The following is a 15672-nucleotide window of genomic DNA, read 5'->3' on the forward strand; positions in this document are numbered from 1 at the left end:
CGGATGGAGCATTACGCGTTCGCTGGTAAAGTGGAATACCGACGCGCCGGAACGAGCGCCATCAGAGGACGAAACATAAAAATGAAGGATTCGGAAGAGGGGTTGGAGGCGTCCGCGAGCGAGAGCGACGAGGACGAAGCGCTGCTCTCGATGCAGATCGCCCAGCGCATGCGCACGATGATCGCCACCGACGAACTGAAGCCCGGCGAACGGCTGCGCGAACGGCTGCTTGCCGAACGGCTCGATGTATCGCGCACGCCGCTGCGTGAGGCGCTCAAGGAACTGGCGGGCGATGGTCTGGTCGTCGTGCTGCCCAAGCGCGGCGCGGTGGTGGCGGATTTGTCGGCGGCGGCCATCGGCGAGAAGCTTGACGTGCTCGGCGTGATCGAAGCATTCGGCGGCGAACAGGCCTGCAAGCAAGCGACCGATAGCGAGATCGCCGAAATCCGCGCGCTGCATCACGAGATGCATGCGGCTTATGAGCGGCGCGACCGCATGAATTACTTTCGGATCAATCAGGCGATTCACGCGAGCATCATCGCGGCTTCGAAGAATGCGACGCTGGTGCAGGTGCATGAACGGCTCAACCAGCAGCTTTATCGTTATCGATTTCAGGGCAGCGTGACGTCGGAAACGTGGCACAAGGCCATCGACGAGCATGAGGTCATCATCGATTTGCTCAGTGCGCGTGATGGCGCGCGGCTTGGGGATTTTCTGCGCCGCCATGTTCATAGCACGTGGGAACAACTTTCGGCGGAGCGGCCGCAAAGCACGCTGACCACGGTTTAATCTGATCTCACTTCGCTAAAAAATGCTGCCGAACGCAGACACCTACGAAGCCGTCGAAGCGCAATTCGAGTGGCGCATTCCGGCGCGCTACAACATCGCGCAGGACGTGTGCGACAAATGGGCGGACGGCACGGGCCGGCTCGCGCTCATCGTGGAAGCGCGCGATGGCACGCAGACGCGCTATTCGTTCGATGACTTGCAACGCCTCTCGAACCGCTTTGCCAACGCGTTGAAATCGAGCGGCGTGCAGCGCGGCGATCGCGTCGCGGTGTTCGTGCGGCAATCGGTCGAGGCGGCCATCGCGCATCTCGCGGCGTATCGCATGGGATGCATCGCGGTGCCGCTGTTCGCGTTGTTCGGCATCGATGCCATCGAATTCCGGCTCGCGCATTCGGGCGCATCGGCGGTCGTGACAGATGCGGAAGGCGCCGCGAAAATCGCGTCCATCCGTGAGCGTCTGCCCGACTTGCATCACGTTTTCTCGACCGATGGCGATAACGCCTCCTTCTGGCCCGCGCTCGATGCCGCCTCCGACGCCGATGCGCTTATCGACACCGCCGCCGACGATCCGGCCGTCATCATCTATACGTCGGGCACGACGGGCAAACCCAAAGGCGCGCTGCACGGGCATCGCGTGTTGCTCGGACACTTGCCCGGCGTGGAGATGTCGCAGCAATGCTTCCCGCTCGATGCCACGTTGATTTGGACGCCTGCCGATTGGGCGTGGATCGGCGGCCTGCTCGATGTGCTGCTGCCTTCGTGGCATCACGGCGTGCCGGTGCTCGCGCGCCGCTTCGACAAGTTCGATGGCGATGCCGCGTTCGATCTGCTCGAACGGCATCGGGTCAGTCATACGTTTTTGCCGCCGACTGCGTTGAAGATGATGCGTGCTACTGCCTCGCGCAAGGCGCGCACGCTTGCGCTGCGTTCTGTTGCGAGCGGTGGTGAATCCTTAGGCGAGGAACTGTTGTCGTGGGGACGCGCGGCGCTGGGCGTGACCATCAACGAGTTCTATGGGCAGACCGAATGCAACATGGTGCTGTCATCGTGCGCGAAATGGTTCGAGCCGCGCAATGGGTGTATCGGGCGCGCGGTGCCGGGGCATCGTGTGGCTATCGTCGATGATGCTGGCATGCCGCAGGCTTTCGGCACGCACGGGCATATCGCGATTGCACAGCCCGATCCGGTCATGTTCCTCGGCTACTGGCGCGACGAAGACGCTACCGACGCCAAGTTTCGCGGCGACTATCTGCTGACGGGCGATCTCGGCGTGCTCGATGAAGACGGGTTCTTCCGTTTCATCGGCCGCGATGACGATGTGATTACCAGCGCGGGCTATCGCATCGGTCCGGGGCCGATCGAGGATTGTCTGATCCGGCATCCGGCGGTGCGGATTGCAGCGGCGATTGGTTTGCCGGATAAGCAGCGGACGGAGATCGTGTGTGCTGTTGTTGTGCTTAACGAAGGCTATGAACCCGGCGATGCGCTCGTGCGTGAGTTGCAGGAGCATGTGCGGACGAGGCTTGCGGCGCATGAGTATCCGCGTGAGGTGCGGTTTGTTGCTGAATTGCCGATGACGGCGACGGGGAAGGTTATTCGTAAAAGCCTGCGGGCGGAGTTTGGAGAGAAGTAGCGGCGGATGCGTTCGTGCCGTGGTTTGTTTGTTGGTGCGTATAAGCTGTTGGTATCTGGCTGCGCGACTTTGGCTTCCTGAAATCGCGGCCGTCGGCATCGTAAAGGCGCTCGATCGATGCGTCGGTATTGCGTGCCTTGGTCAATTAGCCGCGACGGTTGTATGCATATTCTTTGGTCGGGCCAACAACAAACGATCCTTCCAATCCCATCGGTAATACATAGGATATTCGCCCGGTCCGGCGCGTTCCAGCAGATTGCCTCGCGCATCCCATGTCTGCTTCCAAACACCGCCCTCCGGGTCAGTGATTGCCACGGGCCGATGATCGGCATCGTACGCGGTGGCGATGGCGCTGCGGTCCGCAAGCGTCTGCGCAAGCACGTTGCCGAAAGCGTCGTATTCCCAGCGCGTGGTATTGCCCGCCGCATCGATGTGCGCGATGGTGCGGCCCTGCGGATCGTACTGATAGCTCGATACCCCGCCCAGCCCGTCGATGCGCGCCACCGGCAGTTGCTCGTCGTTGTATTGCAGAACGATCAAGGAACGGGTGATGATCGTTCGTCCTACCGCGAGCAGAACTCCAACTGGCACAAGCAGTATTGCGGAATCTTCTAGCGACGACCTGCGCCCAAGTCTTCGCCCTATGTCCCGCGGATTCGACTCGCCGGGCGATGGCTTGAATAGGCTGGCTTCGCGCCGGGACAGCGTGTGAGGGTCAACGTGGAACAGGGGCGGCTTGTGATTACCTGCGTTTGAAGCCCCAACGGGCTAGCGCATAGCCCTTTCGGTTGACTTACTTATATTTAATTCCCTCGTACTCCCAGAAGAATTTCCGGCGCAGACAGTCAAGCGACCTATCCCACGACTCCTTCTCGCAGTCAGCAACCATTATTTGCAATTTGGTACGCATTTCGCCCAAATCATATCTATCAATAACGACTAGAGCCTCCCTGCCACTTTCTGAGCCTCTACGTTGCATCATTTGGAAACTTTTAAGCGCATCTCCAACATGGTGCTTCCGCAAACCTTCAGGCGTCGCCAAGATTAACTGAAAAATATGCTCGCCTGACACACCCGCCTCGCCAATTTCGATCTCGACCAGAATGTAGACGTCCGAGGAGGACAACGGACACCAAGTAGTTAAGTCATCAACATCCCACGACAAAAGACCTCGGATTTCAAGTTTGATTGGCATAATCACTCTCCCACATCAAGGTGAACATTTGACATAGGTGCGCCACTTGGAATCTGCCGGGTCTCGAAGTTCATCTGCTTGCCGGTCGCCGAAAAGGGTTGCTTTGATACAGGGTGAACATTTCTTCCCTGATCGGTGGGTTTGAAGCTGGGGCCGCGAACCTTCCGCAATCCATCCTCAGATTTTAAAACCCAAACGCCTTTGTCTGTCGCGGTTTCACTGAAACCAGGGCCGACAAATTCTTCAGCCAATTCTCGCGCCTCAGATCGGGTAACACGACCTGTGATTTGTGAATTTCCCGGCTTGTTTGAGAGCCCGCGAATTTTTTTAAGTCTTGCTCGTTGACGCTTTGTTTTGCATCGCAAACCAAGGGGATCCGTCCACCCAAAAATGTTGGGTGCGAACTGAAACGGATTGAGGCCACCAGCGAGACCGATCGGGTCCGGAGAGATAAAAGATCCGGTGTTGGGATCGAAGTATCTGAACCGGTTGTAATGCAGCTTCGACTCAACATCATAATACTGACCTTGGAGACGAATCGGCTGCTCAACGCGCTTCGCCTCTAAATAATCAACCTTCCCAGTAACGTTGTAATGCGCTTCCCAAACAACGCTGCCTTCGGCATCCCGCAACCGCACCGGCGCACCATTCGGCTCGTTCTCGTAGCTATACAGCTCATCACCCGCATCCGCGCCCCAAGCCTGCATCGCCAGCGGTTCGAAGCTGTCCTGATGATAAACATAGTAACGACCACGCGCAACGTTCGCCCGGTCGCTCGACATCCGCTCTTCGCGATGCTCGCCCACCATCACATCACCGTCCCACAGAAACCGCGTGCGCGCGCCTCTGTGTTCGACGACCGTGTCGCCGCACCGCTGACCCATCAACTCCTTGCCGATACGTCGTCCCAACGCATCATATCGATACGTCCACCACGCATTGGTCGTGCTCTCGAAGTTCACGAGCCGCCCAAACGCATCCCACTCGAAATGCTGCACGCCAAGGCTGGCATCGTAGCGTTCCACCAACTGACCCGCCGCATCGAGTCGCCAGCGGCCGCCTTCCGCATGATCCAGATGCCGGCCCTGCCTGTCCTCACGCACGACCCTGAAGCGGTCGCCCTGCGCATCGTACGCAAAGTGCTGCAAGTGCCCCGCCGGATTCGTGTGCGCGATGATGCGTCCCAGCGGATCGTATCGATACCGGTCCTCACCCAGCCGGCTGTCGCGCCGGGCCACCAAGTTGCCGCTCGGATCGTAGTCGTAGGCAACTTGCGTCTCATGCTGCCGTGCCTTGACACGCTGCCGTGCGAGCCGGCCCGCCCGGTCGTACTCGAAGACCTGATTCACTTCTTCGCTGAAGCGGATACGGGTTCATGCGGATCATGCCGTGGATCTCGAAAGCCACCTGGTTGTGCTTGCCTTTGCGATCGCCGTCGCTGCGTGGAACCACCCGCAACGCAGCGGGAATCAGGCGCGGCTCGAAAGCGAGGATGGCGTCCTTGACCACCTGTTCGATGTGCTCCCAATTGCGCGTAGCCATGAAGGCACCGGCCAGCGGCGGCACGCCGTAGTTCACGGTTGACGCCGCCACCCGCGGATAGCGCCGCGCATCGATCTCATCGCCGAGATTGGTCGTGTTCAAGAGATAAGCCAGATCGCGCTGGATGATGTCGCGCAACTGCGAGCGGGTGAGGACGTGAGCGCATCGAAGGTCGGCTCATGGTCACCCGAATCACGATTCCAACCAACTGGCGAAGCCATTCCCGTCCGAGCCTCTTTCACCTCTGGCTCGATACGCCGGGCAAGCTTCGATGCTTTGATCTGCCTGAATAACGAAATGAATTGCATTGACACGCTCGCGACTAATCTGGACGCACAAATTCGGCCAATCGCTGCCCGGCTAAAAGAAACGCGATTAATTATTGAGATATACATTGGCCTCTACAACCTAATTAACGCATACCGAAACGACGCATGTCCAGTTTTAAATAACGGCTTCAAAGCAATGATTTTTCCGGGCCTCAATAGAATGTAAATTTTTGAGCGATCCAAACTGCGATATTGGTTAAGAATTAGGATTTTTCGTGCAGGCGTGTATTTAGATTATTTTAGAGATAGCGCGCGTAAATAATTATTGCGATAAAAACTCAATATAAAACAATCGCATAGAATTTCGGTAACTTCCACATTCAAATAAAAGCCATTAGGCAATTAATCTCGTGCTCAAGCCACAAAATTAGCAAGCATTGACGAGGGTGATTATTTCGCGAATCATCAGCGAGCAATTGGTAATCAGCCTCCAAGGCCTGCCACCTCTTAAAAGCGGCAAGCGGCGTCCGAGGTTGCATTGGAAGTCTGGTTACACGAGGCTGTGCATACACAATGACTGGCTCAACTCACTTTATTGAGCTGACAAGACACCAATTACTTGCTCCGAGACAAATCGATGATTTCTCGTCAGGCGCTCTTTGGCAAACTCGGTACGACGCTTTTCCGCAGCATCGAATCGGCAACGACATTCTGTAAGTTACGCGGTAATCCCTATGTCGAACTGATTCACTGGATTCATCAACTGCTTCAACTGGCGGATAGCGATCTGCATCGCGTGATTCGCCATGCCGGTATTGAGCGGGAAACGCTGGAACAGGATCTTGCGCGCGCTCTGCGCACCTTGCCGACCGGCGCGAGTTCGATCAGCGATTTCTCGCATCACCTGGAAAGCGCGATCGAGCGCGCATGGGTATTGTCCACGCTTTCTTTTGACGATAACCGTGTTCGCAGCGGATGGCTCATCGCCGCTTTGGTTTGCACACCGGAACTACGCCGTGTTCTGCTTGCCATGTCGCCCGCGTTTGGCCGCATTCCAATCGAAGGCATGAACGAAAGCTTGCCCGCGTGGATCGCCGGTTCGCCCGAAGCCGACGATGCCGCCTACGATGGCAGCGAGTTTCAGCCCGCCCTTCCCGGCGAGGCATCGCACGCTATGTCCGCGTCCACGCAGAACGTGCTCGAACAATACTGCACGGACCTCACCGCGTTCGCGCGGGCGGGCGAGATCGATATGGTCACCGGCCGCAACGAAGAGATTCGCACGCTCATCGATGTGCTGCTGCGCCGCCGGCAGAACAATCCGCTGCTAACCGGAGAAGCCGGCGTCGGCAAGACGGCCGTGGTCGAAGGACTTGCGTTGGCGATTGCGAGTGGCGATGTTCCCGATGTGCTTGCAGAGGTCCGTCTGCTCTCGCTCGATGTCGGTGCGCTGTTGGCCGGTGCAAGCATGAAGGGCGAGTTCGAATCGCGGCTGAAGGGCGTGCTCGAAGCGGCGAAGAAGTCTGCGGTTCCCGTGATTTTGTTCGTCGATGAAATTCACACGCTCGTCGGCGCAGGCGGTCAGGCGGGTACGGGTGATGCCGCAAACCTGCTCAAGCCCGCACTCGCACGGGGCGCCGTGCGCGTGATCGGCGCGACCACCTGGTCGGAGTACAAGCGGCACATCGAAAAAGATCCGGCGCTCACGCGACGCTTTCAGGTGCTGCAAGTGGCCGAACCGCAGGAGGCAGCCGCCATCGACATGGTGCGCGGACTGGCGCAGACGTTCGCGCGACATCACGGCGTGATCGTGCGTGACGAAGCCATTCGCGCGGCCGTCGCGCTGTCGCATCGCTATATTCCCTCTCGGCAGTTGCCGGACAAGGCGATCAGTCTGCTCGACACCGCGTGCGCGCGCGTGGCGTTGTCCCAGCAAGCAGCGCCGCGTGAATTGCAGAACGTGAGGCAACGACTTCAGGCCGCCTATGTAGAACGTGATCTGCTTGAACAGGAAGCGCGCATCGGTCTCGCTTCGGGCGATGGATTGCGTGCGACACGCGCGCTCATCGACACGTTGCTCACCGAGCAAACCGCGCTCGAAGCACATTGGAAAGCACAGGTCGGTGCGGCGCAAACACTCGCCAGTGCACGAAAGGCCGCGCTCATGCCGGTTGTGGTCGAGGAAAGCAGCGAGGCGGGCGCATCGTCTCCCGCTGCTTTGCGCGAACTTGAACAGAGCCTGCGCGCCTTGCAAGGCGAAACGCCTCTCGTCTTCCCCGAAGTCGATGAAGCCATCGTGGCGGAAATCGTCTCGGACTGGACGGGCATTCCGGTCGGTCGCATGGTGACCGACGAGATTGCCGCCGTGCGGACCTTGCCGTCCGTGCTCGCGGCGCGCGTGATCGGACAGGCGGACGCGCTACAGCAAATCGGTGAGCGCGTGCAGACCGCACGCGCGGGCCTGTCCGATCCGAAAAAGCCGCTCGGTGTGTTCCTGCTCGCCGGACCTTCCGGCATCGGCAAGACGGAGACCGCGCTCGCGCTTGCCGAGGCGCTCTATGGCGGTGAGCAAAACCTCATCACCATCAACATGAGCGAGTACCAGGAAGCGCATACCGTCTCCGGGCTCAAGGGTGCGCCACCGGGTTATGTCGGTCATGGCGAAGGGGGCGTGCTGACCGAAGCCGTTCGGCGTCGGCCGTATTCAGTGGTACTGCTCGATGAAATCGAGAAAGCGCATCGCGATGTACACGAAGTCTTCTTTCAGGTCTTCGACAAGGGCTACATGGAAGACGGCGACGGCCGTTACATCGACTTCCGCAACACGACGATCCTGCTGACCACGAACGCGGCCGCCGAACTCACAGCGACCCTGTGCGCCAACGCGGCACTCGCGCCCGATCAGGACGCCCTTCGCGACACGCTCGCACCCGAATTGCTCAAGACCTTCCCGGCGGCGTTTCTCGGGCGCATGACCACGGTTCCATACCGTCCGCTCGGCCGCGATTCGCTTGCCAGCATCGTGCGCCTGCATCTGAACCGCGTCGTGCGCCGCATGGCCGATGCACACGGCATCGCGCTGACCTTCGGCGAGAGCCTCGTCGACTACATCATCGGGCGCTGTCTCGTGCAGGAAACCGGCGCACGCGTGCTGATCGGTTTCATCGAACAGTACATCCTGCCGCGCCTGTCCGCGCTTTGGCTCGATGCGTTCACTGAGAAGCGTTCGATTGCAAGCATCGAGATCGGCATCGGGGATGCACGGGCCGCCCCGTCGAGCGCCATCGTGCTCAAACCGAAAGAAACACACGCCGCCCTTTAACCATTCTCGCCTAAGGAGACACACATGGCCCAAAGCAACAGCTCGCAGAAGTTCATCGCGCGCAACCGCGCGCCGCGCGTACAGATCGAATACGACGTCGAAGTCTACGGTTCCGAGAAGAAAGTCGAACTGCCCTTTGTCATGGGCGTGCTCGCCGATCTCGCCGGCAAACCCGTGGAACCGCTTCCTCCCGTGGCGGATCGGCGCTTTCTCGATATCGACATCGACAATTTCGACGAACGCATGAAGGCCGTCGCGCCGCGTGTCGCGTTCTCCGTGCCGAACACGCTCACCGGCAACGGCCAGTTGATGGTCGATATGACCTTCGAAAGCATCGAAGACTTTTCGCCCGCAGCAGTCGCGAAGAAGGTCGATTCGCTCAGTCAATTGCTGCACGCGCGCACGCAACTCGCGAATCTGCAGACCTACATGGATGGCAAGTCCGGGGCGGAAGCGCTCGTCAACAAACTCCTTGCCGACCCGGCCCTGCTCAAGTCGCTTGCCGCCGCGCCCAAGCCCGCGAGCGAGAGCGCCGACGACCAGCCCACGCTGAACTGAGCGCGCGCATTGCGGCACCACGAGGCTTAATCGAACCGAACACGAGGGATATCCATGGCAGCCAATCAGGCACAGGCAAGCGCCACTAAGGCCGAAACGCACGCGTTTCACAGCGATTTCACGCAATTGCTCGAACAGGAGTTTCGCCCGAAGACCGATCATGCGCGCGAGTCCGTCGAGCTTGCGGTCCAGACGCTTGCGGAACAGGCGCTGCATCAGTCGATCGTCGTCAGTGACGATGCGTACAAGAGCATCGAAGCGATCATCGCGCAGATCGATCACAAGCTCTCCGAACAGATCAATCTGATTCTGCATCATGCGGATTTCCAGAAGCTCGAATCGGCGTGGCGCGGGCTGCATCATCTGGTGTCGAACACGGAGACGGACGAGCGGCTCAAGATTCGTTTCATGGATGTGTCGAAGGACGACCTGCGCCGCACGATGAAGCGCTATAAGGGCGTCGCGTGGGACCAGAGTCCGCTGTTCAAGCAGATTTATGAAGAGGAATATGGCCAGTTGGGTGGCGAGCCCTATGGCTGTCTGGTGGCCGACTACTACTTCGACCACACCCCGCCCGATGTCGATCTGCTCGGCTCGATCGCCAAGGTGGCCGCCGCCGCGCACACGCCCTTTATCTCCGGCGCGTCGCCCTCCGTGCTGCAGATGGAGTCGTGGCAAGAACTCGCCAATCCGCGCGACCTCACCAAGATCTTCGCGCAGAACCTCGAATACGCGCCGTGGAACTCGCTGCGCAGCACGGAAGATGCGCGTTATATCGGCCTGGCGATGCCGCGCTTCCTCTCCCGCCTGCCCTATGGCGCGACCACCAATCCGGTCGATGAATTCGATTTCGAGGAAGAGACCGACGGCGCCGATCATCGCAACTTCGCGTGGGCGAACGCCGCCTATGCGATGGGCGTGAACATCAACCGCTCGTTCAAACATTACGGCTGGTGCTCGCTGATTCGCGGCGTGGAATCGGGCGGCACGGTGGAGAACCTGCCCTGTCACACCTTCCCGACCGATGACGGCGGCATCGACATGAAATGCCCGACCGAAATCGCGATTTCGGATCGCCGTGAAGCGGAACTGTCGAAGAACGGCTTCATTCCGCTGATTCATCGCAAGAACACGGATCACGCCACGTTCATCGGCGCGCAGTCCCTGCAGCGGCCCGCCGAATACTACGACGCGGATGCCACCGCCAACGCGAACCTCTCGGCGCGTCTGCCGTATCTGTTCGCCTGCTCGCGTTTCGCGCACTACCTGAAGTGCATCGTGCGCGACAAGATCGGCAGCTTCCGCGAGCGCGAAGAAATGCAGCAGTGGTTGAACGGCTGGATCATGAATTACGTCGATGCGGACCCGGCCAACTCATCGCAGGACACCAAGGCAAGCCGGCCGCTCGCCGCAGCCGAAGTCGTCGTCGAAGAGATCGAGGGCAATCCGGGCTATTACGCCGCGAAGTTCTTCCTGCGTCCGCACTTCCAGCTCGAAGGTCTGACGGTGTCGCTGCGCCTTGTCGCGCGCCTGCCTTCGGTGAAGGAAACAGCCTGAGATTGATTCATCGAACGAGGAAAAAAGAATAATGCCCTGGACTTATGACCGGACCACCGGAACGCTCACGAACCCGCAAGGCCAAGTCGTCGTCAACAACGGCTATTCCGGCGCAGGAGAAGGCCGCAACAATCCCGCCATGGAAGCGGTACAAAACGTTGGCCCCATTCCGCGAGGAAGCTATCGGATCGGCCAGGCACGGCATTCGACGAGGACCGGCGCCGTATCGATGGATCTCGCGCCGGAAGCGGACACGCATACCTTCGGCCGCAGCGCCTTCATGATTCACGGCGACAACCTGTCTCACACGGCCTCGCACGGCTGCATCATCCTGTCGCGAACGGTGCGGGAGCAAATCCAGCAAGGCACGGACAGAAGGCTCGTCGTTCAATGAAAAGAACCCTTCCTCTCGTATCGATGGCGCTCGCGTTCATGACTTCCGCGTGCATCGGTGCGCCGCGCTTGCCCGGGGCCGAGCAGATCATCCGGGACATCCAATTGAACGGAGCGCGCCCGACGGTCATGTCGCTCGATCGCCGAGGCCAGTTCGATGCCGTGCTCGAACGGATCGCGACCGGCGAAACCGGTTGGGTGAATCTCGCCGGACCGCTGTCGAAAGGAACGGATGCGGGCGACTCGACCGGCCTCACGGCGGCACTCGCCACGGCGCTGCCCAAGAATCCCGCAGCGGTTCTGCGCGTCCTGGATGACGGACCGGTGCTCGGCGCGTCGGCGGTATGCGGCGTGCCCTTCATCGAGCCGGACTCGAGCGAAATAAAAGCCTATCTCGAACAGACCATTCCGGCGGTCGAGCGGGTCGCGCAAACCGGGGACATCCCTCACCGTTCGTCCTGTCTCACGAGCCTGCACCGGGCGAAGACGGAGTTCGAAGCCCGACGATAAGGCGTGCTGAGGCGATGAAAAAGCCGGAGATAAAAGTCCCCGGCGAAAAGAAAGGCTGCAAGGCCTGAAGTACTTTTAACGAAAGGAGCTTTAAAGATGGCACAAGACATCTTCATCAAGATCAATGGCATCGATGGCGAATCGCAGGACGCAGCGCACAAGGGCGAGATCGAAGTCTCCAGTTGGGGCTGGCGCGTCTCGCAAGATTCGACGATGCACGCCGGGAGCGGCGGCGGCGCGGGCAAGGCCAGCGTCGACGATCTCTCGTTCGATCACCTGATGGATCGCGCGAGCCCGAACCTGATGAAGTATTGCCTGACCGGCAAGCATATCGACTCGGCGGTGCTCACGGTGCGCAAGGCCGGCGGCAACCCGCTCGAATACCTGAAGATCACCATGAGCGACGTGATCGTCACCAAGGTGCAGCCTTCCGGCAGCAATACCGATAACGGCATCAGCGAACAGGTTCGGCTGTCGTTCGCGAAGGTCAAGCAAGAGTACATCGTGCAAAACGCACAGGGCGGCAGCGGCGGCGCGGTCACCGCGGCGTTCGACATCAAGGGCAACAAGGAAGCGTAAGTCGTTTTCTTGCGGTTCATCGCCATTGCCTTGAATAGCCGGACCCGGTGCGCACGTCTCCGGGTCCGGCGACTGTTCCGACTCCATGCGCCTTTCGTTTATCACCTTCTTCGTTCTCGTTTCGATGATGCTCTCGGCATGTTCGAGCAGTGGCACGCCTGCGCCGAACGAACCGCTCAGGCTCACGCTATCGATCAACGCGTCATCGAGCGTGAATCCGGACGACCAGAAACGCCCCGCGCCCATTCTCGTGCGCGTGTACGAACTGAAAAACGCCGACGCCTTCAATCAGGCCGACTTCTACTCGCTGCAGGACAAAGATAAGACGCTCCTCGCCGACGATCTCGTCATCCGCGATCAATTCTTGCTGCGTCCCGGCGACAGCAAAACACTGACTCGCAATATCAATGAGGCAAGCACATCGCTCGGCGTGATCGCCGCTTATCGCGATCTGCCCAATTCCGTCTGGCGCGATAGTAGGCCGCTGCCGGTGACCACTCCGGCCGCGTGGTATCGCCGCGCGCCCAAACTCAAACTCGTCCTCGATGTGGGTTCGGATTCGATCCATATCCGCGATGCCGATGCACAGAACAATTAAAGATCATTCCCATGAGCTGGCATAACAAGGTCACCTGGAGCGAAGGGCTGTTCCTGCGCCCGCAACTGTTCCAGCAGCAAGAGCGCTACCTCGAACATTTCGCGCATAAGCGCGCAGCGGCGCTTTCACCGTTCTTCTTCGGCTTCTCGCACTACGAGATCGATGACGAGGCGCTCGCGCTCGGCAAGATCGTCCTGCGCTCGGCAAGCGGCGTTTTCGCTGACGGCACGCCCTTCGACACGCCGGGCAGCACACCGCCGCCCGCGCCGCTCACGATCCGTCAGGAGCATCTCGAGCAGGTCATCTATCTGGCCGTGCCGATTCGCGTGCCGAACGGCGAGGAAACCAGTTTCGAGAACACGCCCGATTCCCTTGCACGCTACGCCGTCTTCGATACGGAACTGCGCGACGCCAATTCCGTGGGACAGGGGTTCAAGGCCGTGCAGCTTTCGAATCTGCGTGTGCGCCTGCTGCCTCACAAGGAACTGACCGATGCGTGGATCGGCTTGCCGCTCACCAAGGTCAACGCCTTGCGCGCGGACGGCAGCATCGAACTCGACAGGACGCTCGTGCCGCCCGTGTCGGGCTTTGGCGCGAGCCAATTACTGACTACGTGGCTCGGCGATATTCATGACCTCGCCCGCATGCGCGCCAACCGGCTCGCCGAGCGCCTGACCGGCAGCGACGGACAGGCCGGCTCGGTTGCCGAAGTGTCGGACTATCTGCTGTTGCAAACGCTCAATCGCTATGAGCCGTTGCTCAAGCACCTGCGCCGCATTCCGACCACATCGCCCGAGACGCTCTACGCGGTGTTGTCGAGCTTCGCGGGCGAGCTTTCGACCTACGTGCGTCCGAGCACGCGACGGCCGCTGGAATCGCATCCGCCGTATCAGCATGACGCCCCGCACGTGTGCCTGAGGCCGCTCGTCGATGACACGCAGTGGCTGCTCAACGCGGTGCTGGTACGCAGCGCGCAGCACATCGCGCTCACCGATGCGGGTTATGGCATGCGCAACGCGTCCATCGATCCGGCCGAGATTCGCGGCTTCACCGCGCTCGTGCTGGCCGTTTCAGCGCAGATGCCGTCCGAAGCCCTCGCCCGGCAGTTCGCCACGCAGGCCAAGATCGCGCCCTCCGAACGGTTGCCCGATCTCGTTCGTGCGCATTTGCCCGGTATCACGATGCAATCCATGCCGGTGCCACCGCGTCAGATCCCGTTCAACGCGGGCTATGTGTATTTTCAGATCGAGCAAAACGGGCCGCTGTGGGACTTGGTGGCGCAGCACGGCGGCATCGCGTTGCATGTGGCGGGCGACTTTCCGTCGTTGCAGCTACAGCTTTGGGGCGTGCGCGGGTAAGTGCGCTCGAGCGACAAACATGAAGGATGGGGCATAGCGGGATGACGGATCAAGCGCAACCGACAACGAACACGAACGCGGCTGAGGCCGACGCCGATGATAAGGCCAAGACTGAGGCCGAAGCTAAGGCCAAGGCCGCAGAAGCCGAAGCGGTTCTCTCGGCAGAATACATCAAGAAAATTCCGCCCGGTGAAGCCGCCTCCGCCCGCTTGCGCGCCATCGAGCAGGCTCCGAATCCCTTGCTCGAAGCGAGTCGTCCGCTCCTGCGCGCGATCGCCGACATACCGGACGAGCTGACAAAAGTCCAGATCAACGCGCTGCACGCATTACTCAAGGACGAAGTGCGCAGCTTTCAGCGCCTGTGCGAACAGGCCAACATCCGCCGCGAACACATGCTCGGTGCGCGCTACTGCCTCTGTACCGCGCTCGACGAAGCGGCCATGCAGACCACGTGGGGCCAGCAGGCATCGGGCGTGGCGTGGATCAAATACGGGCTCGCCACCGAGTTCCACGAAGATCGCAAAGGCGGCGTGAAGATCTATCTGCTGATCGGGCGTCTGGTCACGCAGCCGCACGAACATCTCGATCTGCTCGAAGTGATCTTTCGCATCCTGAGTCTGGGATTCATGGGCCGCTATGGACACGAAGCCGATGGCGCGCGCAAGCATGATGCGGTGCGCCAGCGGCTCTATCACGAGATTCAGGCACAGAGAAAGCCCGTTGCCATTGCCCTGTCCGCGCATGCATCGTCCAGCGCGCGCGGCAAGCGCCTGTCGGTCTATGACTTCCCGGTGTGGATCAGCTTCGCGTTGCTGGGCTTCGTGCTGGCCGGCCTCTTCGGCTGGTTCAAGTACCACTTGCTCGCCGATGGCGCTGCCGTCGAGAAGCAGATCGCCGACATCGGCAAGATGACGCCGCCAGCCGCGCCCCGCCTGCCGCATCTGCGCGAGTTGCTCAAGGACGAGATCGCGGCGGGCACCGTCAGCGTCGATGAAGACGCGCGTCACAGCGCCGTCACCTTCCGCGGCGACGCGATGTTCGCACCCGGTGGCATCAACGTGCATGCGTCGATGGCGCCGCTGATCGTCAAGATCGCGCGCGAAGTGGCGAAGGTACCGGGCAAGGTCACCGTGAGCGGCTATACGGACAGCGTGCCGGTCAAGACACGCCAGTTCGCATCCAACGAAGCACTTTCGCTCGAACGCGCCACGCAAGTCATGCAGATGCTGCAAGCCGCAGGCATTCCCGCCAGCCGTCTGGAAGCCATCGGGCGCGGCGACGCGGACCCGGTCGGCGACAACGCCACGGCGCAAGGTCGCGCGCTGAACCGGCGCGTGGCGATCAACGTCACGCCCTAGGCCTTTGCGGC

At 60.3% G+C, this 15672-nt stretch carries 16 protein-coding genes; 12 read left to right on the forward strand and 4 right to left on the reverse strand.

Annotation, left to right across the window (positions count from 1 at the left end):
• Positions 1–81: 81 nt before the first annotated feature.
• Together ACZCWR_RS30425 and ACZCWR_RS30430 are read left to right on the forward strand one after the other, a co-directional pair.
• Complete coding sequence (locus ACZCWR_RS30425; RefSeq protein WP_487305379.1) at positions 82–789, forward strand: GntR family transcriptional regulator; 708 nt, start codon at positions 82–84, stop codon at positions 787–789.
• Positions 790–811: 22 nt separating this feature from the next.
• The gene (locus ACZCWR_RS30430; RefSeq protein WP_487305380.1) at positions 812–2422 is read left to right on the forward strand and encodes an acyl-CoA synthetase; all 1611 of its coding nucleotides are present in this window, start codon (positions 812–814) and stop codon (positions 2420–2422) included.
• A gap of 141 nt (positions 2423–2563) precedes the next feature.
• Here the strand turns inward: ACZCWR_RS30430 and ACZCWR_RS30435 are convergent, their stop codons facing one another.
• Complete coding sequence (locus tag ACZCWR_RS30435) at positions 2564–2962, reverse strand: hypothetical protein (protein ID WP_488876510.1); 399 nt, start codon at positions 2960–2962, stop codon at positions 2564–2566.
• 168 nt (positions 2963–3130) lie between these two features.
• Between ACZCWR_RS30435 and ACZCWR_RS30440 the strand changes: the two genes are divergently transcribed.
• Complete coding sequence (locus ACZCWR_RS30440) at positions 3131–3178, forward strand: hypothetical protein (RefSeq protein WP_487306192.1); 48 nt, start codon at positions 3131–3133, stop codon at positions 3176–3178.
• Positions 3179–3215: 37 nt separating this feature from the next.
• On the opposite strand, the gene ACZCWR_RS30445 is transcribed toward ACZCWR_RS30440, so the two are convergent.
• From ACZCWR_RS30445 to ACZCWR_RS30455, 3 genes are read right to left on the reverse strand one after another with little or no spacing between them, the layout of a single operon-like run.
• Positions 3216–3617 carry an Imm8 family immunity protein gene (locus ACZCWR_RS30445; protein WP_487305382.1) on the reverse strand — a complete coding sequence of 134 codons (402 nt, stop codon included), beginning with the start codon at positions 3615–3617 and terminating at the stop codon, positions 3216–3218.
• Positions 3618–3619: 2 nt separating this feature from the next.
• Positions 3620–4966, reverse strand: coding sequence for an RHS repeat domain-containing protein (locus ACZCWR_RS30450; RefSeq protein WP_487305383.1), 1347 nt, complete (start codon positions 4964–4966; stop codon positions 3620–3622).
• Positions 4896–5297 carry a type VI secretion system baseplate subunit TssE gene (locus ACZCWR_RS30455; RefSeq protein WP_487305384.1) on the reverse strand — a complete coding sequence of 134 codons (402 nt, stop codon included), beginning with the start codon at positions 5295–5297 and terminating at the stop codon, positions 4896–4898. The genes ACZCWR_RS30450 and ACZCWR_RS30455 overlap by 71 nt, the downstream gene beginning before the upstream one ends.
• A gap of 768 nt (positions 5298–6065) precedes the next feature.
• Between ACZCWR_RS30455 and tssH the strand changes: the two genes are divergently transcribed.
• From tssH to tssL, 9 genes are all read left to right on the forward strand, one after another.
• Positions 6066–8750: a type VI secretion system ATPase TssH gene (tssH, locus tag ACZCWR_RS30460; RefSeq protein WP_487305385.1), complete on the forward strand. Its 2685-nt coding sequence runs from the start codon at positions 6066–6068 to the stop codon at positions 8748–8750.
• Positions 8751–8774: 24 nt separating this feature from the next.
• Positions 8775–9308, forward strand: coding sequence for a type VI secretion system contractile sheath small subunit (tssB, locus tag ACZCWR_RS30465; protein WP_487305386.1), 534 nt, complete (start codon positions 8775–8777; stop codon positions 9306–9308).
• A 54-nt stretch (positions 9309–9362) separates the two neighbouring features.
• The gene (gene tssC, locus ACZCWR_RS30470) at positions 9363–10865 is read left to right on the forward strand and encodes a type VI secretion system contractile sheath large subunit (protein WP_487305387.1); all 1503 of its coding nucleotides are present in this window, start codon (positions 9363–9365) and stop codon (positions 10863–10865) included.
• A gap of 31 nt (positions 10866–10896) precedes the next feature.
• Entirely contained in the window at positions 10897–11259 is a 363-nt protein-coding gene (locus tag ACZCWR_RS30475) for a tlde1 domain-containing protein (RefSeq protein ID WP_487305388.1), read from the forward strand.
• Positions 11256–11768: a hypothetical protein gene (locus ACZCWR_RS30480; protein ID WP_487305389.1), complete on the forward strand. Its 513-nt coding sequence runs from the start codon at positions 11256–11258 to the stop codon at positions 11766–11768. Before ACZCWR_RS30475 ends, ACZCWR_RS30480 begins: the two co-directional genes overlap by 4 nt.
• A gap of 96 nt (positions 11769–11864) precedes the next feature.
• Complete coding sequence (locus ACZCWR_RS30485; RefSeq protein ID WP_487305390.1) at positions 11865–12347, forward strand: Hcp family type VI secretion system effector; 483 nt, start codon at positions 11865–11867, stop codon at positions 12345–12347.
• 85 nt (positions 12348–12432) lie between these two features.
• Positions 12433–12945, forward strand: a complete 513-nt coding sequence (tssJ, locus tag ACZCWR_RS30490) for a type VI secretion system lipoprotein TssJ (RefSeq protein WP_487305391.1) — start codon at positions 12433–12435, stop codon at positions 12943–12945.
• A gap of 11 nt (positions 12946–12956) precedes the next feature.
• Positions 12957–14303: a type VI secretion system baseplate subunit TssK gene (tssK, locus tag ACZCWR_RS30495; protein ID WP_487305392.1), complete on the forward strand. Its 1347-nt coding sequence runs from the start codon at positions 12957–12959 to the stop codon at positions 14301–14303.
• Between the two features lie 41 nt (positions 14304–14344).
• On the forward strand, positions 14345–15661 hold the full coding sequence (gene tssL / locus ACZCWR_RS30500) for a type VI secretion system protein TssL, long form (protein WP_487305393.1): 1317 nt from the start codon (positions 14345–14347) through the stop codon (positions 15659–15661).
• Positions 15662–15672 lie beyond the last annotated feature (11 nt).

It is taken from the genome of Caballeronia sp. A2-2, from assembly GCF_057612605.2.

Coding starts and splice junctions, on each gene's coding strand:
- ACZCWR_RS30445 (WP_487305382.1), bottom strand. CDS start 3,617: ATGCCAATCAAACTTGAAATCCGAGGTCTTTTGTCGTGGGATGTTGAT.
- ACZCWR_RS30480 (WP_487305389.1), top strand. CDS start 11,256: ATGAAAAGAACCCTTCCTCTCGTATCGATGGCGCTCGCGTTCATGACT.
- ACZCWR_RS30485 (WP_487305390.1), top strand. CDS start 11,865: ATGGCACAAGACATCTTCATCAAGATCAATGGCATCGATGGCGAATCG.
- ACZCWR_RS30425 (WP_487305379.1), top strand. CDS start 82: ATGAAGGATTCGGAAGAGGGGTTGGAGGCGTCCGCGAGCGAGAGCGAC.
- tssB (WP_487305386.1), top strand. CDS start 8,775: ATGGCCCAAAGCAACAGCTCGCAGAAGTTCATCGCGCGCAACCGCGCG.
- tssC (WP_487305387.1), top strand. CDS start 9,363: ATGGCAGCCAATCAGGCACAGGCAAGCGCCACTAAGGCCGAAACGCAC.
- ACZCWR_RS30475 (WP_487305388.1), top strand. CDS start 10,897: ATGCCCTGGACTTATGACCGGACCACCGGAACGCTCACGAACCCGCAA.
- ACZCWR_RS30430 (WP_487305380.1), top strand. CDS start 812: ATGCTGCCGAACGCAGACACCTACGAAGCCGTCGAAGCGCAATTCGAG.
- tssK (WP_487305392.1), top strand. CDS start 12,957: ATGAGCTGGCATAACAAGGTCACCTGGAGCGAAGGGCTGTTCCTGCGC.
- tssJ (WP_487305391.1), top strand. CDS start 12,433: ATGCGCCTTTCGTTTATCACCTTCTTCGTTCTCGTTTCGATGATGCTC.
- tssH (WP_487305385.1), top strand. CDS start 6,066: ATGATTTCTCGTCAGGCGCTCTTTGGCAAACTCGGTACGACGCTTTTC.
- tssL (WP_487305393.1), top strand. CDS start 14,345: ATGACGGATCAAGCGCAACCGACAACGAACACGAACGCGGCTGAGGCC.